This is a genomic window from Actinoallomurus oryzae, assembly GCF_039541955.1.
Taxonomy (GTDB): Bacteria; Actinomycetota; Actinomycetes; order Streptosporangiales; family Streptosporangiaceae; genus Actinoallomurus; species Actinoallomurus oryzae.
Genome location: NZ_BAABHF010000038.1, coordinates 211,542 through 232,932 on the forward strand (window position 1 = coordinate 211,542; position 21,391 = coordinate 232,932).

General features: G+C 71.5%; 22 protein-coding genes. 9 read left to right on the top strand and 13 right to left on the bottom strand.

Annotated elements, in window-relative coordinates; all coding sequences use genetic code 11:
* Positions 1 to 6: 6 nt before the first annotated feature.
* Complete coding sequence (locus ABEA10_RS30965; protein WP_345469919.1) at positions 7 to 513, top strand: SigE family RNA polymerase sigma factor; 507 nt, start codon at positions 7 to 9, stop codon at positions 511 to 513.
* 1 nt (position 514) lies between these two features.
* The gene (locus ABEA10_RS30970; protein ID WP_345469920.1) at positions 515 to 1,267 is read left to right on the top strand and encodes a hypothetical protein; all 753 of its coding nucleotides are present in this window, start codon (positions 515 to 517) and stop codon (positions 1,265 to 1,267) included.
* Positions 1,268 to 1,374: 107 nt separating this feature from the next.
* Here ABEA10_RS30970 and ABEA10_RS30975 read toward each other — a convergent pair whose 3' ends face one another.
* Positions 1,375 to 1,881: a DinB family protein gene (locus ABEA10_RS30975; RefSeq protein WP_345469921.1), complete on the bottom strand. Its 507-nt coding sequence runs from the start codon at positions 1,879 to 1,881 to the stop codon at positions 1,375 to 1,377.
* 254 nt (positions 1,882 to 2,135) lie between these two features.
* Between ABEA10_RS30975 and ABEA10_RS30980 the strand changes: the two genes are divergently transcribed.
* The gene (locus ABEA10_RS30980; protein ID WP_345469922.1) at positions 2,136 to 3,311 is read left to right on the top strand and encodes an erythromycin esterase family protein; all 1,176 of its coding nucleotides are present in this window, start codon (positions 2,136 to 2,138) and stop codon (positions 3,309 to 3,311) included.
* A 55-nt stretch (positions 3,312 to 3,366) separates the two neighbouring features.
* Here the strand turns inward: ABEA10_RS30980 and ABEA10_RS30985 are convergent, their stop codons facing one another.
* Positions 3,367 to 3,669, bottom strand: coding sequence for a hypothetical protein (locus tag ABEA10_RS30985; protein ID WP_345469924.1), 303 nt, complete (start codon positions 3,667 to 3,669; stop codon positions 3,367 to 3,369).
* Positions 3,670 to 3,863: 194 nt separating this feature from the next.
* Entirely contained in the window at positions 3,864 to 4,868 is a 1,005-nt protein-coding gene (locus ABEA10_RS30990) for an SDR family NAD(P)-dependent oxidoreductase (protein ID WP_345469926.1), read from the bottom strand.
* A 73-nt stretch (positions 4,869 to 4,941) separates the two neighbouring features.
* On the opposite strand from ABEA10_RS30990, the gene ABEA10_RS30995 reads away from it, so the two are divergent.
* The gene (locus tag ABEA10_RS30995) at positions 4,942 to 5,886 is read left to right on the top strand and encodes an AraC family transcriptional regulator (protein ID WP_345469928.1); all 945 of its coding nucleotides are present in this window, start codon (positions 4,942 to 4,944) and stop codon (positions 5,884 to 5,886) included.
* A complete protein-coding gene (locus ABEA10_RS31000) occupies positions 5,883 to 6,428 on the top strand; it encodes a hypothetical protein (RefSeq protein ID WP_345469929.1) in 546 nt (181 codons plus the stop codon). The genes ABEA10_RS30995 and ABEA10_RS31000 overlap by 4 nt, the downstream gene beginning before the upstream one ends.
* Positions 6,429 to 6,439: 11 nt before the next feature.
* Here ABEA10_RS31000 and ABEA10_RS31005 read toward each other — a convergent pair whose 3' ends face one another.
* The 4 genes from ABEA10_RS31005 to ABEA10_RS31020 form a co-directional block, all read right to left on the bottom strand.
* The gene (locus tag ABEA10_RS31005) at positions 6,440 to 8,323 is read right to left on the bottom strand and encodes a serine hydrolase domain-containing protein (RefSeq protein WP_345469931.1); all 1,884 of its coding nucleotides are present in this window, start codon (positions 8,321 to 8,323) and stop codon (positions 6,440 to 6,442) included.
* Positions 8,320 to 9,777, bottom strand: coding sequence for a hypothetical protein (locus ABEA10_RS31010; protein WP_345469933.1), 1,458 nt, complete (start codon positions 9,775 to 9,777; stop codon positions 8,320 to 8,322). Before ABEA10_RS31010 ends, ABEA10_RS31005 begins: the two co-directional genes overlap by 4 nt.
* 73 nt (positions 9,778 to 9,850) lie before the next feature.
* Positions 9,851 to 10,537: a VC0807 family protein gene (locus tag ABEA10_RS31015; RefSeq protein ID WP_345469935.1), complete on the bottom strand. Its 687-nt coding sequence runs from the start codon at positions 10,535 to 10,537 to the stop codon at positions 9,851 to 9,853.
* Between the two features lie 56 nt (positions 10,538 to 10,593).
* Complete coding sequence (locus tag ABEA10_RS31020; protein ID WP_345469937.1) at positions 10,594 to 10,746, bottom strand: hypothetical protein; 153 nt, start codon at positions 10,744 to 10,746, stop codon at positions 10,594 to 10,596.
* Positions 10,747 to 10,879: 133 nt separating this feature from the next.
* Between ABEA10_RS31020 and ABEA10_RS31025 the strand changes: the two genes are divergently transcribed.
* Positions 10,880 to 11,950, top strand: coding sequence for a DUF6348 family protein (locus tag ABEA10_RS31025; RefSeq protein WP_345469939.1), 1,071 nt, complete (start codon positions 10,880 to 10,882; stop codon positions 11,948 to 11,950).
* Positions 11,951 to 12,232: 282 nt separating this feature from the next.
* On the top strand, positions 12,233 to 14,290 hold the full coding sequence (locus tag ABEA10_RS31030; protein WP_345469941.1) for an NPCBM/NEW2 domain-containing protein: 2,058 nt from the start codon (positions 12,233 to 12,235) through the stop codon (positions 14,288 to 14,290).
* Positions 14,291 to 14,347: 57 nt separating this feature from the next.
* Here ABEA10_RS31030 and ABEA10_RS31035 read toward each other — a convergent pair whose 3' ends face one another.
* Complete coding sequence (locus tag ABEA10_RS31035; RefSeq protein ID WP_345469943.1) at positions 14,348 to 15,307, bottom strand: GlxA family transcriptional regulator; 960 nt, start codon at positions 15,305 to 15,307, stop codon at positions 14,348 to 14,350.
* 92 nt (positions 15,308 to 15,399) lie between these two features.
* Between ABEA10_RS31035 and ABEA10_RS31040 the strand changes: the two genes are divergently transcribed.
* Together ABEA10_RS31040 and ABEA10_RS31045 are read left to right on the top strand one after the other, a co-directional pair.
* The gene (locus ABEA10_RS31040; RefSeq protein ID WP_345469945.1) at positions 15,400 to 16,038 is read left to right on the top strand and encodes an HD domain-containing protein; all 639 of its coding nucleotides are present in this window, start codon (positions 15,400 to 15,402) and stop codon (positions 16,036 to 16,038) included.
* A complete protein-coding gene (locus ABEA10_RS31045) occupies positions 16,035 to 16,427 on the top strand; it encodes a response regulator (protein ID WP_345469947.1) in 393 nt (130 codons plus the stop codon). The genes ABEA10_RS31040 and ABEA10_RS31045 overlap by 4 nt, the downstream gene beginning before the upstream one ends.
* 118 nt (positions 16,428 to 16,545) lie before the next feature.
* Here ABEA10_RS31045 and ABEA10_RS31050 read toward each other — a convergent pair whose 3' ends face one another.
* From ABEA10_RS31050 to ABEA10_RS31070, 5 genes are all read right to left on the bottom strand, one after another.
* Positions 16,546 to 17,082, bottom strand: a complete 537-nt coding sequence (locus ABEA10_RS31050; RefSeq protein WP_345469948.1) for a membrane protein insertase YidC — start codon at positions 17,080 to 17,082, stop codon at positions 16,546 to 16,548.
* 165 nt (positions 17,083 to 17,247) lie between these two features.
* Positions 17,248 to 17,913, bottom strand: a complete 666-nt coding sequence (locus ABEA10_RS31055) for a response regulator (RefSeq protein WP_345469950.1) — start codon at positions 17,911 to 17,913, stop codon at positions 17,248 to 17,250.
* Positions 17,910 to 19,112: a sensor histidine kinase gene (locus tag ABEA10_RS31060; protein WP_345469952.1), complete on the bottom strand. Its 1,203-nt coding sequence runs from the start codon at positions 19,110 to 19,112 to the stop codon at positions 17,910 to 17,912. Before ABEA10_RS31060 ends, ABEA10_RS31055 begins: the two co-directional genes overlap by 4 nt.
* A gap of 218 nt (positions 19,113 to 19,330) precedes the next feature.
* Positions 19,331 to 20,311: an MBL fold metallo-hydrolase gene (locus tag ABEA10_RS31065; RefSeq protein WP_345469954.1), complete on the bottom strand. Its 981-nt coding sequence runs from the start codon at positions 20,309 to 20,311 to the stop codon at positions 19,331 to 19,333.
* A 152-nt stretch (positions 20,312 to 20,463) separates the two neighbouring features.
* Positions 20,464 to 21,366 (bottom strand): serine hydrolase, encoded by a 903-nt coding sequence (locus ABEA10_RS31070; RefSeq protein ID WP_345469956.1) that lies wholly within the window; start codon positions 21,364 to 21,366, stop codon positions 20,464 to 20,466.
* Positions 21,367 to 21,391: the final 25 nt, after the last annotated feature.

Sequence of the window (21,391 nt, forward strand, 5' to 3'; positions counted from 1 at the left end):
TGGCCTATGCGAGATCGGGCGGAGTTCACCGCCTACGTCGAGGCGCGGTCGCCCAGGCTGCTGCGCACCGCGTACCTGCTCTGCCGCGACTGGGCGCAGGCGGAGGACCTGTTGCAGACGGCGCTGGTCAAGGTCTGGCGGGCCTGGCGGCGGATCGGCGACGATCCCGACCCCTACGTCTACCGGGCCCTGGTCAACACCCACGCGTCGTGGTGGCGACGCCGGTGGCGCGGTGAGATCCCGACGTCCGCGCCACCGGACACCGTCGACGCCCGCGACGCGATGGGAGCCGCGGACAGCCGGGCCCTGCTGTGGGAGGCCCTCGCCAGACTCCCGCGCGGGCAACGTGCCGTGCTCGTGCTGCGGTTCTTCGAGGATCTCAGCGAGGCTCGGGTGGCCGAGATCCTGGACTGCTCGGTGGGCACCGTCAAGTCCCAGACCAGCAAGGCACTGGCCAAGCTGCGCGTCGATCCGCAGATCGTCACCGCCACCGCGAATTCGAGGAGGAACTGAGATGCCGACGGTCGAAGAGCTGCGCCAGGTGCTGGACCAGGCGAGCGCGGACGCCCCGGACCGGACCGGCCGGGTGGCCGAGGTCCGGCGGCGGATCCGCCGGGGGAACCGGATGCGGGTGGCGGGGGGAGCGGTCGCGGGGGTCGCCGCGCTGGGAGTCGCCGGCCTGCTGGTGCCGGGCTCGGGCGCCGGACCGGGCGACACCGGCCCCGCGACGATCAACGTCGCCGCCGTGATGTCGGCGTCGAGCGGCACGGCACTGCCCGACGAGCACCTGGGGATGCGGCGCATCGCGGCCCAGCGGTTCTCGGTGAGCGGGAAGAAGATGCGGATCACGTTCACCCCCACGGGCCCCAACACCGAGACCACGATCCAGTGCCGCCCCGGCTCCATCGCCGTCACCTGGACCAACGGTCATCTTTCGGGCTATGGGGACTGCAACAAGCGGGGCAGTCTCCTGGGCTCCACGACGATCAGCGCTCCGGACGCGGGGCCCCTCCCCGTCGGGAAGCCGGTCGTGCTGGACATGGTGGTACTGCCCGCGACCGTGCGAAAGACGGTGGCCATCGTCCCCGACGGCCTCAGCGCCGAGAAGATGCGCATCGAGGGCTACGCGGGCAAGAAGACGATCAGCCGGTATCTGAAGGACGCACCGGTGAAGAAGGCCGATTGGTCGGCCGCCGTTTACAGCGGAACCTGTAAGGGCGACGGCTGCCCGCCGACCTTGCCGCCGTCGGTCACGCCGACGAGGTAACGCCGGGCTTCTCCGGCCGGGCCGATCCCGGCTCGGCCGGAGAAGCCGAGCCGCTCGGCGCGTACGCCGCCGAGCCCGGGGCGGCTGCCTTTTCCGGCTTGGGCGGGTCAGCGTCCGATGGCGCCGTCGATGAGTTCGCGCAGGATGTCCGCGTGCCCGGCGTGGCGCCCGGTCTCCTCGATCAGGTGAGTGAGGGTCCAGCGCAGGGACGGTGCCGGGCCGGGCCGTCCGCCCGGGCGCGGTCCGGCCGTGGCGAGGTCGGGGCAGGCGGCGATCACCTCGTTCGCGCGGGCCGCGGTTTCCCGGTAGCCGAGGAGAATGTCGTCGGCGCTTTCGTGCGCTTCCGGGCGAAATGTGGCTCCCCAGTCGGAGATCGAATGGCCGAGCAACCAGTGGCGTTCGACGTGGGTGAGGTGCTTGACGAGCCCGAGCAGGTTCGTTCCCGACGTCACGCCGGGCGTGCGGACCTGCGGTTCCGGGACGCCGTGCGTCTTGGCGATCACCGAGTCGCGCAGGTAGTCGAGGAAGCCCAGCAGCACGTCCTTCTCGCCGGGTCCGGTCTTCGGGGGCCCGGCGTCGCGACGGCGCGCGGCGGAGCGGTGCGTTGACGGCATGGTCGTCCTCTTCGATCAGGGGGCCTCCGTCCGGCGGATGACCCTCACGCCGGGTACGGCGACCACTCTCGCCCGGAGCCGCCGTGGATCGCACGGAAAATTGCCGAACCGGCAAATCCGGGACACGAGTCAGGAGATTCCACTCTCCCCGTGGCGCCCGCATGGATGCCTCACCGATTGAAGGTTCACGGCAAATGGCGTTGCAGAATCTGCGTGAAAGTCTCTATCGGAGGTTCAACGGTAGCGTCAAAGGTATGGATATCAAGGACATGGCCCGTGCACTCGACGGCGCGGGCGTCTCGGCGTTCCTCCGGTCGCTGCCCGCCAATCCCCTGCTGCTCGGCCTGGGCGAGGCCAGGCACTTCGTGGGGGAACTGGGCGAGGTGCGCAACGAGATCTTCCGGCATCTGGTCGAGCACGAGGGCTACCGGGCGTTCGCCATCGAGAGCGACTGCCTCATGGGTCTCGTCGTGGACGACTACGTCACGACGGGCGCGGGCACGCTCGATGACGTCATGGAACGCGGCTTCAGCCACCGCTTCGGCGAGTCACCGGCCAACCGTGAGCTCGTGCGCTGGATGCGCGCGTACAACGAGGAGCATGACGAGAAGCTCCGGTTCTTCGGGTTCGACGGCCCCCTGGAGTACTGGGCGGCGAGCCCGCGCCAGGCGCTCACCGCACTCTATGCCCTGCTCGACGGACCGCTCCCCTCCACCGTGGTCAGCAGGGAGACCCTGGACACGCTGCTGGGCCCGGACGACCGGTGGTCGAACGAGGCCACGGCCATGGATCCGTCCCAGTCGATCGGCCGGTCCGCCGACGCTCAGCGGCTGCGACTGATCGCCGACGACCTGGTGGCGCTGCTCGACACGCAGCAGCCGCAGCTGAGCGCGGAAGACAGGGCGCGGGCGGCACTGTACGGACGCACCGCCACCGGCCTGCTCCGCTACCACTACTGGCTGGCCGACGCCTCCCCGGCACGGTGGACCCGGCTGTCGGCGCTGCGAGCCACGATGATGGCCGCCAACCTGCGTGCCATCGCCGAGCAGGGCCCGGCCCTGGTCTTCTCCAGCAATCTCCACCTGCAGCGGGCCAGGAGCGCCATGCCGTTCGGCGACCAGGTTCTGGAATGGTGGAGCGCGGGGGCGATCGCCGCGACGCACCTGGGCGACCGGTACGCCTTCCTGGCCTCGGCCCTCGGCACGGCCGGCGGCGACACCCCGGCCCCGGACACCGTCGAGGGCATCCTGTCCACGCTCCCGTGGGACCGCTCTCTCATCGACGCCCGCCGCCTGGCCGAGGCGGTCGCGAAGCCCGCCCCGCGCGTCTCCCGCGACTTCGCCTATTTCCCGCTGGACCCGGCCCGGCTCGACCTGATGGACGGCATCGTCTTCCTCAAGCGGGCCGTCGACCTGGGTGCGCTGGGGTGACAAGGCGCCATCAGGGCTCGCAGATCGTACGGCCGACAGGACCTGACCGGCCCCGCTATCCCTGGTACGCGCCGCCGGCGGCCAGGCGCCTGCGTTCCCTCCACAATCCGGACAGGCCGGTCACCCTGTAGGTCTCGACGTGACGCCCGTTGTAGAACAGGTCCAGCCGGTAGGAGATCGCGCCGAGCAGCCGCAACACCATGGCCACCGGGGCGAAGAGCAGGCGGAGAACGAGCTCCACCAGCCACAGGGCCAGCACGACGAGGAAAACGGCCACGCCCGGAAGCGCGATGATCGCGGAGATCGGATCATCACCGACCCCGCTGGGCATCATGTCGGCGGCCGCCCCGAGAGGCATTTTCGCGGGCCAGGCCAGCCGACGTTGCCGGAGCCGCCATTTGTCACCATTACCGTCCCGCCATCGCATCGCCGCGAAAACTATCAGAACCGGTTGTTCCCCAACATTCCCCGGTAAAGACGCGCACCGCCGTACGATCTCGGCGTGGTGAGCGGCGCTCGCGGCCGCGTCCCACGCCGAGATCGCAGCGGGGCTCATGCCTTGAGCAGCCGCTCGCTCAGCTCCCACAGGCGTCGCGCCGACTCCGGGTCGACGGCGTGCGGTACGACGTCGGACGGGATGTCCTGGTCGGCGCCGAAGTTCATGGGTCTCGGCGTGTCCAGCGGTGAGATGTCGTTGTCCTTCAGGTAGACGCCGCCGATGTCGGCGAGCAGCGGGCTGGTCGCGGCGAACACGCTGGTGCTGGCGCCCTGCCCCGGCGTCTTCATCTCACGCTCGGGGTCGATGACCGGACGGCCGGCGTCGTCGAGTAGCCCCATGGCCCGCAGTTGGTCATCGGTCACCGCACGCCCGTCCTCCTTTCGCGAGGGTCCCAGGTTCGTGGTGACGACGATGCCCGGGTGCACGGCATAGCCGCGGATTCCGTCTTCGGCCCACCGCCGGTCCAGCTCCACGGCGAACAGCACGTTGGCGGTCTTGGACTGGCCGTAGGCGAGCATGCCGTCGTAGCCGGTGGTGAAGTGCGGGTCGTCCCAGCGGATGTCGGAGAGCCGATGGCCCCCGGAGGTCACGTTGACGACCCGGGCGCCGTGGGCGGCGCGCAGTGCGGGCAGCAGGCCCAGCGTCAGCTGGAAGTGACCGAGATGATTGGTCGCGAACTGCGACTCGTAGCCGCGGGCGTCGCGTAGCAGCGGGCCGCTCATGATGCCGGCGTTGTTGACCAGGATGTGGAGCGGGCGGCCGGAATCCACGTAGCGGGCGGCGAAGGCGTCGATCGACGCCGGGTCGAGGAGGTCCAGCCGGCCGACCTCGACGCGCTCGATCCCGGCCAGCGCGGGGGCGGCGCGGTCCGGGTCGCGCGAGCCCACGGTGACGGACGCGCCGGCCTTGCTGAGCGCGCGGGTGGTCTCCAGGCCGAGGCCCACGTGACCGCCGGTGACGACGACGTTCTTGCCGGACAGGTCGATGCCCTTGAGGACATCATCGGCCGTCGACGCGGCGGTGAATCCGGATCCGATCGGGTGCTGTTTCTGTGTCATGCCACCAGGCTGCCCCCGACCTCCCGGACTCTGAATAGTTGTCAGTTCGCGTTTCTTGCGCGATAGTACGGACATGTCCGGTGATCAACTATCCGAGGTGTTCGACGTCGTCGAGGTCCGCGGTGTGCTGTCGGGCGGTTTCGCGGTACGCGGCCCCTGGGTGTCACAGACCCCCATCGCGGACCCGCTGAAGTTCATCGCGCTGGTGTGCGGCCGGGCCCGGCTGACCACCGACGCCGGCCACGGGCCGATCGAGCTGGAGCCGGGCGACGTCGCCATCATCAACAACCGATCATGGCTGAAGCTCGAGGGCGGCACCGGCGACGGGCCGCCCCGCGACGTCATACCCGAGGAGGGCTTTTCCTCCCCCGGCCTCATCGGCGCCGACTCCGACACGGATGACGTGGTCATCGGCGGTCGCGTCGACCTCAACGCGGCCGGTCAGGCGCTGCTGTTGCAGGCGCTGCCGCCGGTGGGGCACGTCCGGGCATCGGCCTCCGCGGCGACCAACCTGCGCGGCAGCCTCGACCGGCTGTTCGACGAGGTGACCGGAGACCGGATCGGGGCGGCGTTCGCGATCCGGCAGTACGGCCAGCTCCTGCTGCTCGAGGTGCTGCGCGCCTATGTCGGCCAGGCCGAACTCCCCCCGGGGTGGCTACGGGTGCTGGCCGACGAACGGTTGCGCCCGGCGCTCAGCCTCATGCACGCCGAACCCGGGAGGCCGTGGGGCCTGGAGGACCTGGCGCGCGCCGCGGCGATGTCGCGGACGTCGTTCGCCGAACGCTTCCGGACCATGGCCGGCATCCCGCCGCTGGCCTATCTCAACCGCTGGCGGATGCTGCTGGCGCAGCGCGCTCTTCGCGACAGCGATGTCCGCGTGGGGTCGCTGGCGGCCGAGCTGGGGTACGGCTCCGAGAGCGCCTTCAGCACCGCGTTCAAACGGGAGGTGGGCGAGTCACCGCTGCGCTACCGGTACCGGGTGCGCAACGAGTCGTCGGCCCGCGGCGAGTCGGCATGAGCTCCACCACGAGTGCCCTCCTCATCGCGTTCCTGGGCATTGTGGGCACTCTCGCCTCGGCGCTGCTGACGCAGCACAGCGCCAACAACAGCAAGCGGCGAGAGCTCGAGCACGCGGACCGGCAGCGAAGAGAAGAACGCGAATACCAGGCCCGGCAGGAGGCCGTTGAAGCGCGCCGCGCGTGCTACGTGGCACTGAACACGGCGGCACGGCTCTTTCTGACAGAGCTGGCGAATTACCTCTATGACCTGCAGGCGGGAAAGCCCACCGACGCGGCTCGCGAGAAGGTCGAGGAGGCTCGGCGTGAGCATCGAGCGCGGCACGCCGAGGCGCAAATGATCGTGCCCGACCCGGTCCTGACCGCCGCCCGCGAGGTCAACAGCCAACTCGGCGCTCTTTACGGAGTACTGAAGCGCATTGACAGTGGAAGTCCCGAAGAAGGAGAAACGGTCGAGGAGGCGGACGACATGCGCCTCAGGGCATGGGAACCGATCGCGACCATGAGAACCGTGATGCGGCGTGATCTGGGTATCGCCCCCTGACGGTTCGGCGCTCACGCGAAGACGCCCCCGACCAGGTGGTAGACGTAGGCGACCGTCATGAAGGCGGCGGCGCCCAGGGTGAGCAGCGTGTACGCGACACGTCCGGCAGGCCGCCACCAGCGCCGCAGCCACGCGGTCGCGGCGAAGGCGACCAGACCGGCGGTGAGCACGAACGCCGTCGAGGAGGCGACCAGCGCGCCGGTCAGCACCGTCGAGCCCAGGAAGATCGCGTCCCCGGCGTTGTCGGAGTCGACGATGAACAGCCAGGCGATGCCGGCCGCGGACGCCAGCGCGAGCGCGCTGGTCAGCCAGGCGAGCCACCAGGCCGACCGGTGCGTGCCACGGTGACCGCGCAGGCGGCGGACGAGCGCGATCACCGGGATCGCCGCGAACGCCACGAGGAAGGCGGTCAGGCCGGCGTACAGCATGATCTGGTGCAGGACCGGTGAGGCGATCCCCGTCCGGCGCTCGTACGCCGACGCCTCCTCGGTGTGGCCGCCGGCGAGATGCCCGTGGCCGTCGAAGGCGATGCGTTCCTGGCCGCCGCGTTCGGCGAACAGGCCGGGCCCGATCCGCACCCAGTCCTGCTCGGGCCGGTCGGGATCGGGCGACAGCCCGCTGGTGTGGAGGGTTCCGTCGCCGGTCGACGTCACGGTGACCGGCGAGAAGAGCGTGCCGAACCCCAGCATGTCGCCGCGGACCCGGCTCGGCACGTACGTGCCCGCGTACGCCGACGTGTCGCCGCCGGTCGGCGCGGGCCGCTCCCCCGGACGGGCGGGGAAGTAGCGGTCGACGATCCGGTCCACCAGCCGTTCGGCCAGGACGGTCGCCTCCCCCATCGAGCGGCCCTCACCGTTGTAGACGACGTAGATCCCCACGCCGTCGTCCGGCAGCAGTGCCATGACCTGGTGGAATCCGGACACGTCACCGCCCTTGTAGACCCGGCGGTGCCCGTTGCGCGGCCACTCCTCGAAGCCGTAGCCCATGCCGGGCAACCGCGGATCCTGGGCGTACTGGCGGGCCTGCATCTGCCGGGCCACACCGCGGCCGAGGCGCGGGTCGCCGCGCAACTGCGCGATCATGTAGCGGCCCATGTCCGCGGCCGTGGTGACCGGGCCGACCCCGGACGGTGTGGCGCCGTAGTAGCGCCGGTACGCGCTGAAGCCGTCGCCGTCGGGCCGGTAGCCCGTGGCGAGCGCGGCGTCGACCGCGGGCGGGTGCGGCAGCGCGAACGTCGTGCCGCGCATGCCCAGCGGCGCGAGGACGTTCCGCTCCACGTACCGGTCGAACGGCTCGCCCGAGACCGCCTCGACCAGGTATCCGGCCAGCGTGTAGCCGTAGTTGTCGTAGGCGACGAGCGTGCCCGGCGGCCGTACGCGGGCCGGCACGCGCCGGGCGATGCGCTCCAGGGACGGGACCTCGGCCGGATCGTCCCACGACCTGCCGAGGACGTCGTCCTCGAACCCCGCCGTGTGGGTGAGCAGGTCCCGCACCCGGACCGGGCGGCCCGGGTACGCATCCGGGATCCGGAACCGCCGCAGGTAGGTGTTGACGTCGGCGTTCAGGTCGAGCTTGCCGTCGGCGGCCAGGCGGAGAACCGCGTTCGCGGTGATGGTCTTGGCCATCGAGCCGGTGAAGAACTCCGTACGGTCGGCGCTCACCGGGACGTGCCGCTCGACGTCGGCGAGCCCGTACCCCTTGCCGAACACCGTCCGCCCGCCCGCGACCACGGTGACCGCCGCGCCGGGGATCCGCTCCCGTGCGAGTTGCCCGGGGACGATCTCGTCGACGAGCGCGCCGACGCCGCGCAGGTCCGTACGCGAGGCCGCGGTCGCGGGCGTGGGCAGGCCGAGGACCAGCATGATCGCGAGCAGCATCGCCGCCGGCCGGCTCACGGGGCGACTCCCGGACCGACGATGACCGGCGTCGCGGTGACCGGGACGACGACCTCGCCGTCCCGCGACCGTACGGGCACGTCCTCCCCCAGAGCGGTGACGCCTCCGGCCCGGCCGGTGGAGCGCCAGGGCACCGGGATGTGCGCGGTCTCCCCGTCGCGGCTCCAGGCGACATAGGCCGGGTCACGCGTCTCGCGACGGATCTCGTACAGGTGGAGGCCGGGCCGGTCCGTCGGGAGGCCGGGCCGGTCCGCCGCCAGCCGGCGGACCTCGCACGCGTCGGCCAGCTCCCGCGCCATCAGCGCGAACGTCTCGGCCGCGGGACGGCGGGCGCTGATCGTCCCGTTCTCGTAGTCCATGAGGGCGAAGGCGTCGAACATCAGCGACCGCACGTTGAGACGCCCACCCGTGTCCGGCGCCTCCGGCGCCAGCTGGAAGCACGCGACGCGCCTGACCCCGCCGGCCAGCAGGAGGACGGTGCGGATCACCAGCTCCTCCCGGAGGATCCGGTCGCGCCGCTCCGCCAGTTCGGCGGGGCAGCCGGCCATGAACATCCGCAGCGTCGGCGGCAGGTCGTCCATCCGCCGGTAGAGGTCGGCCACGGCGGGAGTCTCCCGGTCGAAGTCCAGACCGCCGTCGGGCAGGATGGTCCGCCCGAGGAAGACGTTCCGGTGCTCGGTGAGCACCGCGCCGAGGTGCGGGAGGTTCTGCGGGAAGGCGGTGGGCATCGGGCCGTTGTGCTCCCCGACGACGATCGGCCGTACGGCGCCGTGGGCGGCCAGCAGAGAGCCGCACGCCTCGATCAGCGCGGGTATCGCGTACGGGTCGCCGTACGGGTGCACGTCGAACAGGTCGAAGTGATCGCCGCCCCCGCGGACGATCCCCTCGAAGTAGCCGGCCCGTCGTTCGTCACCGCCGGACTCCCGCGCGAACATCGCGGCGGGTACGGCGGCGCCGAGCACGACGAGCGCGTCCGGCGCCGCCTTCCGTACGACCTGGGAGAAGACCGCGAGCTGGGCCAGGTACTCATCGGCTCCGCCGGCCCACAGCAGCGGTACGCACGGTTCGTTCTCGCACTGCCAGAAGTGGACGGCGCCGCCGCAGTGCCGGACGAGCTCCCCCACGAAACGCCGGTACTCGGCGAGGTCGCGGGCCGGGGAGGACGGCAGGAAGCGGGTCGCCCGGCGCGTCGCCCACGGCGAGCTCGAACACACCGTGACCCACGCCTCGTCGCCGGGGTCGAGCTGGCCGAGGAACGCGTCCACGACGTCCCAGGTGAACCGCCCGGGCTCCGGCTCGACCTGCGACCAGTACAGGTTCACGCGGACGAGCCGGGAGCCCAGGGACCGCATCGCCGGCATGAAGTGCTCGGCGGAGTCGAGCAGGCCGTACGAGACGCCGCGGCACAGCCCGATGCGGATCCCGGCGAGTGGCGGGGTTGGAGGTGAAGGCATGGATGGCCCTTTCAGGGTGTTCCGGGGGCCGGCGTCAGGGCAGGCTGCCGGCGACGGGCCGATGGGGAGGTGTTCACCGGCCCGTGGTCTCCTCGGCGGCCCGCGCGGCGGCTTGGGCGGCGCTCTGCAGCCGGGCGCGGTACCAGAGCAGCACGGCCAGGCCGAGGCCGAGGATCGCCAGGCCGACCAGGCGGGACAGCGCCAGCGTTTCGGTCGTGGAGAGCACCAGCGCGAGCACCGTCAGCGCGGACGCGTGGACGACGAGCGTGCCGCCCATGATCGCGGTCAGCACCGTGGAGGCGTGGCGGCGTCGCCGTTCGACCTCCGCGCTCGCCGGTGAGCCGCGCCGGTTCGCCAGACGGGCCGCGAGGAGGAGAATCGGCCGGCGCATCGCGGCCGAGAGCAGGAACACCAGCCCGAGCGGCCCGGTGACGACGGCCTCCTGGAGCTTGAGCACGAACGGGTCGCCGCCGGACAGCAGTACGACGATCAGCGCGACGCCGTACGCGACCACCGCGATGGCCCCGATGGCGTCCACCCGCCGGCGCCACGCGAACGCGCCGACGGTGCAGACGACGGGAACGGCCATCGCGAGTGCCAGTGCGACGGCGTCACCCGGCAGGTACGGGCGTGCGAGCAGGTAGACGAGGAGCGGGACGACGCCGTTGAGCGCGACGCTCGGCAGAACGGCCCGGAGCCGGCCTCCTCCGGTGGGCGCCGCTTCGCCGGTGGAGCGACCGGGCGCTCCGTGCTCGCTCATGGGCCTTCCTTTCGTCTGCGTGGTGACCGGGCGCACGGTGCTCACGCTCCGCTCGCTCATGACGTCCTCCTCCGCGTGGTGCTCCAGACGACTCCGGCCGCGACGAGCGCGACCGCGCCGGCCACGGCCGTGATCGGGCCGATGCCGCCGAGGTCCAGGACGCCGACGACGATCAGGACGACGCCGGCGAGTGCCAGTCGAATTGCCACAACTCCTCCTCATGGGTACTCGAAGTTCCTTAGAAGGTACTGCAAGTACCTCCGCTGGGCAAGGAGCGTACCTTCGGCCACGGAGGTCCTCGGTGGACGTGTCCCGTCTCCGGGCGGGAAGTAGGGTTGCGCGATGATCGAAGCAACGGGGTTCGACGCCGCCGTCGAGGTGGGGATCGCCGCGTTCTGCGCGGGTGCCGAGCCGCCGGGTGACGATGAGGTCTGGGAGCGGCTGACCGGAGCCGGCGTCGAGCCGTGGCTGGCCGAGCGGCTGCTGCTCTTCCTGCCGCTGGCGTACACGCGGCGGTTGCTGCAGGACGTCTCGTACCAAGACGCGCTGGTGACTCCCGGCGGGCGGGTGAGCCTCTCGGCCGAACCGGTGTTCGTGGCCGCGTCGGCCCGCGCGCAGCAGGCCGGCCGCGACGAGATCGAGCGAATCGCGATGCGCAGCAGCGAGTTCAACGCGATCAACAACGCGCTGCACGCCGGATCACAGCTGTCGGATCTGGTGATGGGCGAGCCCGCGCTGGCCAGAGACCTCCCGCCGGTCGGGCCGGGCGACGGCGGCGTACCCTCGCCGCGGGCCGCGTTCGAGAGCTTCCTTCGCGGGCACGGCGTGCCGCTCGGCGGCGAGACGAGCGTGGACGCGAAGCTGTTCGTCCACCCCGCCCCGGCCGGCGTGGTGATGGCTCAGGTCGACTTCGCCGTGTCACACCCCGCACTGGCCCGGCCCTGGCTGGTGGAGAGCTTCGCCGGCCACGGCACCACCTGGCGCGACGCGATCGGCGGGGCGGTGAACAAGTTCAGGCTCGGCGCGCTGCACCCGATCGCCGAGGGCCTCCTCCGCCCCGGTGCCGCCCCCGACCAGGTCGAACGGGAGCGTTACGAGCACCCGGGCGGCGCGTTCGAACTGGTGCTGGGCGCCCAGATCAACCTGTTCACCGACCGGTCGGTGCCCTCCGCCGGGCCCCTGTTCGACCGGCTTCTGCAGGCGCTGCGCGCCGAGCCGCTCACCCGAGCGGTGCACGGGCTCCGCCTGTTCGTCGCGTACCACGAAGGCCGGCTCCAGACCAACGAGGTGCTCCTGGACGGCGAGCAGTGGCCCGGCGGCGAGGCGGTGGTCGCGGACGGCGGGGCGCCACTGCCCGACGGGAGAGTCGCGGTGCGCATCTTCGGCCTGCTCGTACCAACCGGCAACACGTAGCCGCCCACCGCGCTCGACCAGCCGCGCCGGGTGGACATCGGCAGGCGGCGGGGCCACCGGAACGTCCAGGGACCTCCGCCGATCGCACCGCGCCTCGCGACATGATCGTCGTTTTGTCCAGGGGAGCCGTTCCTTCAGACATGTCCGCCCGGCGAGACGGTCCTTATGCTCTGGATCACATCGGCCGGATCACCGCCTCGACGAGACGGGAAGACACCGGTCCGGCCGGGCCTCCGCGGCGATCAACGTTCTGGAAGCCTCAGACTCCCGAGAGGAGCAAAGGTGATCCGCCCGACCCGCCACACCTCCCTCATCACCTCGCTCATCGCCATCGGCGCTGCGCTGGTGGCCACACTGGCGCTCGCGAACCCCGCCTCCGCCCGCCCGCTCGGCCAGACGCCCCGAGCGGCCACCTCCGCCCCGGTGGCCGCCACGCCCCCGATGGGCTGGAACGACTGGTACACGTTCTTCTGCGACGTCAACGAGCAGCTCGTCGAACAGACCGCCGACGCGATGGTCAGCTCGGGGATGCGCGACGCCGGCTACCGCTACGTCAACCTCGACGACTGCTGGGCCGCCTCCACCCGCGACGCGAACGGGCATCTGCGGGCCGACCCCACGAAGTTCCCGCACGGGATGAAGGCCGTGGCCGACTACGTCCACGCCCGTGGCCTGAAGCTCGGCATCTATGAGGACGTCGGCACGAAGACCTGCGCCGGCTACCCCGGGAGCTACGGTCACGTCCAGGACGACGCCGACACCTTCGCGTCCTGGGGTGTCGACTTCGTCAAGGTCGACTGGTGCAACGTGCCGTTCGGCGACTTCCCGGGCCTGTCGCAACAGCAGGTCGCGGTGAAGCTGTACACCGCCTACAGCCAGGCGCTGAAGGCGACCGGCCGGCCGATGTTCTTCAGCATCTGCGAGTGGGACCCCAAGCTGCGGCCGTGGACCTGGGCGCCGGCCATCAGCAACATGTGGCGCACCAACAACGACTACGGCTCGCAGTGGAGCCAGACCCTCGCCAACCTCGACCAGGAGGCGCCGCTGGCCCAGTACGCCGGGCCCGGGCACTGGAACGACCCGGACATCCTCATGGTCGGCAAGATGGCGAACGACGCCGAGAGCCGAGCGCACTTCAGCGCCTGGGCGATGCTCGCCGCCCCGCTGCTCGCCGGGAACGACCTGCGGAACATGTCCGCGGCCACCAAGGCGACCCTCACCAACCGCGAGGTGATCGCCGTCGACCAGGACCCGCGGGGCGCCCAGGCGACGCGCCTGTCCCACACCGACGCCGCCGACGTCTGGATCCGCACCCTCGCGAACGGCGACCGCGCCGTCATGCTCCTCAACCGGGGCGACACCACGACGAGGATCTCCACCACCGCCCAGGCCGCCGGTCTGCCCTCCGCCGGCGCCTACGCCGTCCGTGACCTGTGGGCGCACCGGACCGCCGAGTCGGCGGGCGTGATCGCCGCCTCCGTGCCCGCCCACAGCGCCGCGCTGTACCGCGTCTCGCCGCTGAAGGACGGGGCCGGCGACTACCCGCCGGCCACCGAGGTCGACGTCGACCCGCAGGTGCCGCCGGCCTATCCCGGCTCCGACCTGCACGTCGCCAAGGCCGGACAGACGATCACCACGGTGGCGGGCTTCGGCGACGACGGACGGACGGCGGTCACGGACGCGACGCTGAACCTGACGGGTCCGTCCGGCTGGAAGATCGACGGCAGGCCCGTCAGCGCGCCTGCCGTGCCCACGGGCAAGCGCCTGTCCGGCACCTGGCAGGTGACGGTGCCCGCGGACGTCGGCCCCGGGTCGTACACCCTGACCGGGACGGCGACCTACCGGTGGGGCGACGGCGCGCACGCGGCGACGGCGCGGACCGAGAGCACCGTACGGGTTCTCGTGGGGCCCACCGGGTCGCCCTACCTGAGCGACCTGTCGTGGCTGTCCGCGACGAACGGGTACGGGCCGGTGCTCGTCGACAAGAGTTACTTCGGCGGGCCGCTGACCATCCACGGGACGACGTACCAGCACGGCCTGTGGACCAACGCGGTCGCCTCGATCGAGTACTACCTCGGCGGGCGGTGCTCGCGGCTCACCGCGGACCTCGGCCTGGACGACTCGGTCCAGGGGCAGGGCTCCGTCACGTACCGCATCAGCGCCGACGGCCGGTCGATCTACGACAGCGGCGTCGTGACCAACGGCACGCCGACCGCGCACGTCGACGTGCCGCTGACCGGCGCGCAGGTGGTGCGGATCGACGTCGGCGACGCCGGTGACGGCGTCACCTACGACAACGCCGACATCGCCCAGCCGCGGCTGACCTGCGCGGATTCGTAGCAGTTCGGCCTCCGCGGCCCTGGCGGACACCGCCAGGGCCGCGGTCGGCGTTTCGGCCTACTCCGGTCGGTGGGTGGTGGCGAAGCGCCTCCGGTAGTGGGTCGGCGTGGTGCCCAGGTGGCGCGCGAAGGCGCGGCGGAGGGTCTCGTCGGTGCCGAGCCCGCTGTGCACCGCCGCCGAGGTGACACTGTGGCCTTCGAGGAGCAGCTGCTGGGCGCGGTCGAGGCGGACCCGCTCGACCCAGCGCGCGGGCGTGGTGCCCAGTTCGGTGCGGAACAGCCGGGCGAGGTGCCGGGTGCTGACGGCGGCGGCCGCGGCCATGGCGGGCAGGCTGTGATCGGCGGCCGGATCGGCGAGCACGGATGCGATCAGCGAACGCAGCAGGTCACCGCGGGCAGGCGGGGTCGTGATGGCCGTGGAGAACTGTGACTGCCCACCCGGGCGCTGCATGAACACGACGAGTTCTCGTGCGATGTCCCTCGCCACGTCGGCTCCGTGGTCGTCCTCCACCAGGGCGAGTGTCAGATCGATGCCCGCGCTGATGCCCGCGGAGGTGACGTAGCGCCCGTCGCGGATGTGCATGGCGTCCGGCTCGACCCGCACGCGAGGGTAACGGCGCGCGAACATGGCCGCGTGGCGCCAGTGCGTCGTCGCGCGGCGGCCGTCGAGCAGGCCCAGCTCCGCCAGGACGAACGCCCCGGTGCACACCGAGGCGACCCGTGGCGCCCGCGCGGTGAGGCCGCGGACCGCGGCCAGCAACCCGTCCTCGATCGGCTGCCGGGCCAGCAGGTCGCCTCCGGCGATCATGACCGTGTCGACGGGGCCCGCGTCGGCCTCGGGGACCGTGCCGGTCAGCGCCAGCCCGGCGGAGGTGGTGACCGTGCCGCCGTGCGGGGAGACCAGCACCAGCTCATAGCCGGGAGAGAGCCGGCCCGCCTGGTGGAGCACCTCCGACGGACCGCTGACATCGAGCATGGTCACGCCCTCGAAGACCACGATGCCAACCCGATGCGCCATGTCCGAATCCGTGGTTTTCCTGGCAGTAATGACATGGCCCAGTTTACGTCGCCGGGGAACCCTGGAAACAGATGACCGATCGAGGAGAAACGATGAACGACCTGATCGCAGGCGTGGAGATCCCGGACACCGCCCTGGTACGGGAGGCGACCGAACTGGTCCGCGAGGCCGCCCCGCCGCTGCTGTTCCACCACTCCCGGCGGGTCTTCCTGTGGGGATCGCTGCGCGGCCGGGAGCAGCGGCTCGACTTCGACCCCGAACTGCTGTACGTCGGGGCGATGTTCCACGACCTCGGGCTCACGACGCGCTTCCGCCGCACCGACCAGCGCTTCGAGATCGACGGCGCCGACGAGGCCCGCCGGTTCCTGGGCGCCCATGGCATCACCGGAGAGGCCGCCGACCGCGTCTGGACGAGCATCGCCCTGCACACCACCCCGGAGATCCCGCTGCACATGGCGCCCGAGGTGGCCCTGGTCACCCGCGGCGTCGAGCTGGACGTCCTGGGGATCGGCTACCACGCGGTCACCGACGAGCAGCGCGCGGCGGTCGTCGCGGCGCACCCGCGCCCGGACTTCAAGAACCGGATCCTCGCCGCGTTCACCGAGGGCATCAAGGACCGCCCCGACACGACCTTCGGGAACGTCAAGGCCGACGTGCTGGCCCACTACGTCCCCGGCTTCCGGCGCCGGGACTTCGTCGAGGTGATCGAGAACTCCGACTGGCCCGAATGATCTCGTACGCCGCACCGAACACCGCGCGCCTGCGGGCCCTGCTGGTCGACGACAACGACCACTTCCTCCGGGCCGCCGGTGACCACCTCGAACGCGACGGAATCGACGTCGTCGGCGTCGCCACGACGCCCGCCGAAGCCCTCCGCCGGACCAGAGACGCCGGCCCGGACGTCGCGCTCGTCGACGTCATGCTCGGCACCGAGTTCGGCTTCGACCTCGTCGACGCCCTGACGCAGGCGGTGCCGAAACCGCCACGGGTGATCATGATGTCCACCCACGCGACGACCGATCTCGCCGAGATGGTCGCCGCCAGCCCGGCGATCGGCTTCCTGCCCAAGGCCCGCCTGTCCGCCCTCACCATCCGGGCCCTGGTGACCCAGGCCGCGTGAACGGCAGCACGAGCTCGACCGAGTCCCCTTCGCCGAGCACGGCGCGACCGAGCGCGGGCTGGGCGCCGTGGTCGAGGACGGCTCACGCAAGCGGATCCGAGCGTGCCTCGCGGCGACGTCATGCGACCGGCAGGGTGGCTCCGGCCGGCCGGGGGCGAGCCAGTGCCGCCCTGGCCTTGAGATGGAGCAGGACCGTACGGGTGAGCATCATGACCACCGCCATGAAGATCAGGGCGTCGGTGAGCGCGTCCTTGGAGACGGAATGGGCGGCCATCCATTCGCCCAGTTGCCGGCCGAAAACGTGCGCACTGCCGTAGGAGAAGGCGATGCGTGCGCCGACCACGGCGATCCACGTCAGCGCATAGCCGATCCCGGCACGGGACTTCGCGCAGCGGTGGCCTTTGGCCGTGCCTTCATGGACGGGCATGAAGGCACTGGCGAGCAGTCCCGGCAACAGCCCGGCGGCGATGCCGGCGATTTCCAGCATCAGGCCGTATCCGCTGGTGGCAAGGTCGCCGATGAAGATCGGCACGATGGCTGCGGCGGTGATGACCGGGCGGAGCACGCGAAGTCTGGTGACCTTCCGCGTGCCGAGATCGGACTCCAGCACGACGAAGAGTACGGCCAGATTGAGAATCCATACGCCGATGTCCATGACCGTGGCCTTTCGGTTTCGCGATTTCCTTCTGCTGCGGCCACAATTTAGGAATTGGAGTACGTGCCCCACATCGGTCGGTCGACCGAGATGGGGTGGAGGTCGGGCGGGGTCGGGTCTCTCCACCCGGTCTCTTGACGGTCGGGAAGAACTCCGGCGCGGGGGTCAGCCTGAGCGTCCCTCTTTCCGCCCGCTCCCGGCGAGGGTGAGGGCCAACCGCACGGCCTCGGCGCGAGAGTGCAGGTCGGCCTTGGTGAACAGGTTGTTGATGTGGGTCTTCACGGTGGCCTCGGTGATGTACAGGCGCCGGGCGATCTCGTTGTTGCGCAGGCCCTGGCCGATGAGGTCGAGAATTTCCCGTTCGCGTGCGGTCAGCGGCACGGCCGTGTCCGGCTCTGGCGTGGGGGTGCGGGTGGCCAGGGTGAGGAGCCGCGACTGCACGTTGGGGTCGAGGACCGCTTGCCCGGCGTGTGCGCCGCGTACGGCCTGGACGATCTTCGCGCGGTCCGCGTCCTTGGTGAGGTAGCCGCGGGCGCCGGCGCGCAGCGCGGCGAGGATCGACTCGTCGTCCTCGAACGTGGTCAGCACCACGACCGGCAGGCCGGGCCGGGTGGCCTGGATCCGGCGGGTGGCCTCGACTCCGCCCATGACCGGCATGTGCAGGTCCATGAGGACGACCTGCGGGTCGTGCTCTTCGACCGCGGTGACCGCCTCCTCGCCGTTGGCGGCGGTGCCGACGACGGCGATGTCCGGGTCGAGGTCGAGCATGACCGCGAGCGCGTCCCGGACCGCGGCCTGATCGTCGACGACCAGCAACCGGATCGAGGTCATCTCGGCAACTCCAATCGCACTGTCCATCCTGAGGCCGGTGGTTCGGCGGGGCCGGCGTACAGCGTGCCCCCGAGCAGGCCGGCACGCTCACGCATCCCGACCAGGCCCATCCCGCTGCCCGAGCGGTCCGGGCGCGCGCCCGGCCCGGCCGTTCCGGTGTCGGTGACGGTGAGCCGGATCAACTCGTCGGTGTAGTCGAGCAGGAGGTTCACCTCGGCGCCGGGCGCGTGCCGATGCGCGTTGGTGATCGCCTCCTGTGCGGCGCGGATGACGGCCTGGGCGACCTCGACCCGAACCTCGCCGGGCTCACCCCGGATCTCGAATCCGGCCGTGCCCCCGTGGGCGATGCGGGCGATGGTCTCCGGAAGCGGCAGCGTGTCCTCGCGCAGTGCGCGGATCGCGCGGCGGGTCTCCCCGATCCCCGACACCGCCAGGGCTCGTGCTCGCCGTACGGCCTCGTTGGCGTCCTGGTCGCGGCCCCCGGCGTGCAGGGCGTCGGCCATGTCCAGCTGCAGGGCGATGCCGGACAACGCGTGGCCGAGTACGTCGTGGATCTCCCGGGCGATGCGCCCCCGCTCCTCCAGCGCGGCCTCCCGGGCCTCGGACGCGGCCGCGCGCCGGCTCTGCCGGGCGGCGAGGTCGGAGGCGGCCAGCGCGTCGGCCCGCTCCCGGCGCGCGAGGCCGATGTAGAGGGGCAGGCCCACGATGAGCGGAACCCACCAGGGCGACTCGTTCGGCAGGTGCAGCAGGGCGGTGGCGCCCCAGGTCGCGGTGGCCGTGACGACGGTCCCGGCGCCGACGATGGTGAACGCGGCCCGCCGCGAGGCCAGCTTCTCTCCGGCGGTGACGGAGGCGAGGAACACCAGTGCCATGGCCGCGGTGTCCTTCGCGAGCGGGAAGAACAGCGCGGCGGCGGCCATGAACACCGCCACCAGCGTTGTCCGCGTCCGATCCGGCAGGCGGCGCCAGGGCACGACCGATGACGCGACCCCCGCGGCGATGGCGACCGCCGCCAGGCTCCACGCGAGCCAGGCCAGCCGGACCGGCGGACGCTCGGCGTACTGGACCAGGGTGAGCAGCGAGACGGCCCCGATGACGGACGGGCGGATCAGTTCGTCGGCGAACCGCGCCGGGGTTCCCGCCGACGCGTCGTCGACGGGAACCCCGGCCGGGCGCGTGTCGTCAGGTTCGGCGTTCATCGCCCGACATTGTCCGCCCATGCCGGTCATGGTCATCGGTCACCGCCGTCGAGGCAGTGCGGTGGTGACGGCGAGGACCGCTCACCGGTCCCACCTCCTCCGCCGGGTACGTCGTCTGGACGCCGCAACGTTAGGAGACCGGCGGCCCACCGTCGTGGGTCGGCCGCCGTATCCCGGGTGGACATCCGGCTCCACCCGGTGCCCGCCGGCCACGGGGATCAGACGAAGCGGTACGGCGTGAGGTAGCGCGGGACCACGACCTTGGTGCGCGGGCTGATCTTCCGCACCGTCGCGACGAAGGCGTCGAGGTGCGGCTTGACGTCCGGATCGGGCTTCGGCGGGTTCGTCAGCCCGATCTCGAAGTTGTCCCAGTGGACCGGGACGACGACCGACGGCTTGCCGAGCGCGGTGATGATCCGCTCAGCGTACGCGTGGGTCGAGTCGCTGGCCTGCATGGCGATCATCGCGATGTCCGGGGACAGGCCGGTCACGTTGCGTTCGACGAAGTCGCTGCCGCCCATGAAGAACACCGAGGGGCCGTTCTTGACCGTCACGTGGTAGGCGAGGGTGTCACCTTCGGGCAGATCGGCCACGGTCCGCGGCTTGTCCGGCCGGGTGAGCCGTACGCCCGGCAGCGCGACCGAGTACGCCGCGTTACGGCTGTGCAGGGAGGCGATGACCTCGACGGTGTAGGCACCGAAGTCGAGCACCTCGCCGCCCTTCACCAGTCCGACCCGGTCGGACGGCACCTCGGAGGCCAGCGCCAGGTTGTAGGTCGTCATCGTGCCGATGACCCGCGCCCCGGTCTTCCGGGCGATGTACGGCACGTCGTTGAAGTGGTCCCAGTGCGAGTGGGTCACCAGGACCGTCTCCGGCTTGCCGACGTGCCGGTCGACCGTTCCGGTGTCCACCGTCAGTTCGGTCGTCGGATCGAACGACCCGGTGTACATGCCGGTGTCGTACCGGCTGAGGTACGGGTCGACGAGCAGGGTCCGCGACCCGACGTCGATCCTCCACCCCGCCGTCCCGAACCAGCGGAACGTCGCGGCCGTGCTCCTGCTGTTCGCGCTGGGCACCGCCGCCCGCTTCTCATCGGTCGCCGACGCCGCGTACGCTCCCGCGCCCGCCACCGACACGACGGTGGCGCCGACGGTCGCGCCTCGCAGGAATCGTCGCCGGTCGACTCGCTGTCCGGACACGTTGAATCTCCCCCTTGTGATGGGCGCATGCTGATCAGGCCGCATTCGACCACCGGGCCCGCGCCCGCGTCCAAGATCAGCGAGGCGGATCGCTCATAGGGAAACGGATATGAGAGCACGTCGACACGGGGGCGGATCGCCGATCGTGCCCGTCATTTCGCCACTGTCGCGGATCTCGGCGCGCGCAGCGCCTCGACCGCGGCGTGGGCGGCCTCCCCCATCGCCAGGTCGACGTCGATGCGGCGCGGGGCGAGCCGCTCGGTCCGCGCGAAGATCGCGATGGCGTACCGGCGGCCGTCGGGATACTCGGCGACCCCCGCCTCGTTGTGCAGGCCGGGCAGAGTGCCGCTCTTGGCGGCGACGCGCACCCCCGGCGGGAAGCCGCTGGGGATGCGGGTCCAGAAGACCTGGTGCGTCATCAGCTCCCGTGCCATGGCGCACGCCGCTCGCGGACCGGCCTCATCGCGCCAGATGAGGCGCAGCAGCCGGGTGATGTCCCGCGGCGTGCTCGAGGTGGTGCGCTCCGGGTCCAGCACCCGCAGGGCCCGTACGCGCTCCTCCGGAAGGGTCGGAAAGATCGCCGCGAACTCCGCCTCGGTCCGCGCGCCGACGTCGTCGAACACCGACGCCAGGAGCTCCCGTGGCCCGCCGACCACCCGGGTGCGCGTCAGGCCGAGCTCGCCGGCCAGCAGCTGGAGGGTGTCCGGGCCGATCCGGCGCATGAGCAGGTCGGCGGCCGTGTTGTCGCTGATCGACATCGCGAAGTAAGCGAGGTCGCGGAGCGACGCCTCGACGTCGTCGGCGCACCCCGCCATGCCCCAGCCGCCGAGCCGGTCCTCGGCGCGTACAAGAAGCCGCTCGGTGGGATCGATCTGGCCGGCGGCGACCTGCCGGGCGAACTCCAGCACGAGAAGGATCTTGAACACCGACGCGATGACGACCTGCTCGTCCGGCTCGACGCCGACCTCCCGGCCGTCATCGACGTCGACCACGTGGAGCCCGGCGGTGACGCCCACCGAGGTGAACGTCCGGGCGATGAGATCCTCCGTACGCACCCGCTCACGGTATCGCCGTACCGGC

Bases quoted from the DNA above. Each gene is read 5' to 3' on its own strand.
- ABEA10_RS30975 (WP_345469921.1), bottom strand. From the start codon at position 1,881: ATGCCGTCAACGCACCGCTCCGCCGCGCGCCGTCGCGACGCCGGGCCC.
- ABEA10_RS30980 (WP_345469922.1), top strand. From the start codon at position 2,136: ATGGATATCAAGGACATGGCCCGTGCACTCGACGGCGCGGGCGTCTCG.
- ABEA10_RS31040 (WP_345469945.1), top strand. From the start codon at position 15,400: ATGAACGACCTGATCGCAGGCGTGGAGATCCCGGACACCGCCCTGGTA.
- ABEA10_RS31045 (WP_345469947.1), top strand. From the start codon at position 16,035: ATGATCTCGTACGCCGCACCGAACACCGCGCGCCTGCGGGCCCTGCTG.
- ABEA10_RS30970 (WP_345469920.1), top strand. From the start codon at position 515: ATGCCGACGGTCGAAGAGCTGCGCCAGGTGCTGGACCAGGCGAGCGCG.
- ABEA10_RS30995 (WP_345469928.1), top strand. From the start codon at position 4,942: ATGTCCGGTGATCAACTATCCGAGGTGTTCGACGTCGTCGAGGTCCGC.
- ABEA10_RS31000 (WP_345469929.1), top strand. From the start codon at position 5,883: ATGAGCTCCACCACGAGTGCCCTCCTCATCGCGTTCCTGGGCATTGTG.
- ABEA10_RS31035 (WP_345469943.1), bottom strand. From the start codon at position 15,307: ATGGCGCATCGGGTTGGCATCGTGGTCTTCGAGGGCGTGACCATGCTC.
- ABEA10_RS31015 (WP_345469935.1), bottom strand. From the start codon at position 10,537: ATGAGCGAGCACGGAGCGCCCGGTCGCTCCACCGGCGAAGCGGCGCCC.
- ABEA10_RS31055 (WP_345469950.1), bottom strand. From the start codon at position 17,913: ATGACCTCGATCCGGTTGCTGGTCGTCGACGATCAGGCCGCGGTCCGG.
- ABEA10_RS31010 (WP_345469933.1), bottom strand. From the start codon at position 9,777: ATGCCTTCACCTCCAACCCCGCCACTCGCCGGGATCCGCATCGGGCTG.
- ABEA10_RS30985 (WP_345469924.1), bottom strand. From the start codon at position 3,669: ATGCCTCTCGGGGCGGCCGCCGACATGATGCCCAGCGGGGTCGGTGAT.
- ABEA10_RS31050 (WP_345469948.1), bottom strand. From the start codon at position 17,082: ATGGACATCGGCGTATGGATTCTCAATCTGGCCGTACTCTTCGTCGTG.
- ABEA10_RS31025 (WP_345469939.1), top strand. From the start codon at position 10,880: ATGATCGAAGCAACGGGGTTCGACGCCGCCGTCGAGGTGGGGATCGCC.
- ABEA10_RS30965 (WP_345469919.1), top strand. From the start codon at position 7: ATGCGAGATCGGGCGGAGTTCACCGCCTACGTCGAGGCGCGGTCGCCC.
- ABEA10_RS31060 (WP_345469952.1), bottom strand. From the start codon at position 19,112: ATGAACGCCGAACCTGACGACACGCGCCCGGCCGGGGTTCCCGTCGAC.
- ABEA10_RS30990 (WP_345469926.1), bottom strand. From the start codon at position 4,868: ATGACACAGAAACAGCACCCGATCGGATCCGGATTCACCGCCGCGTCG.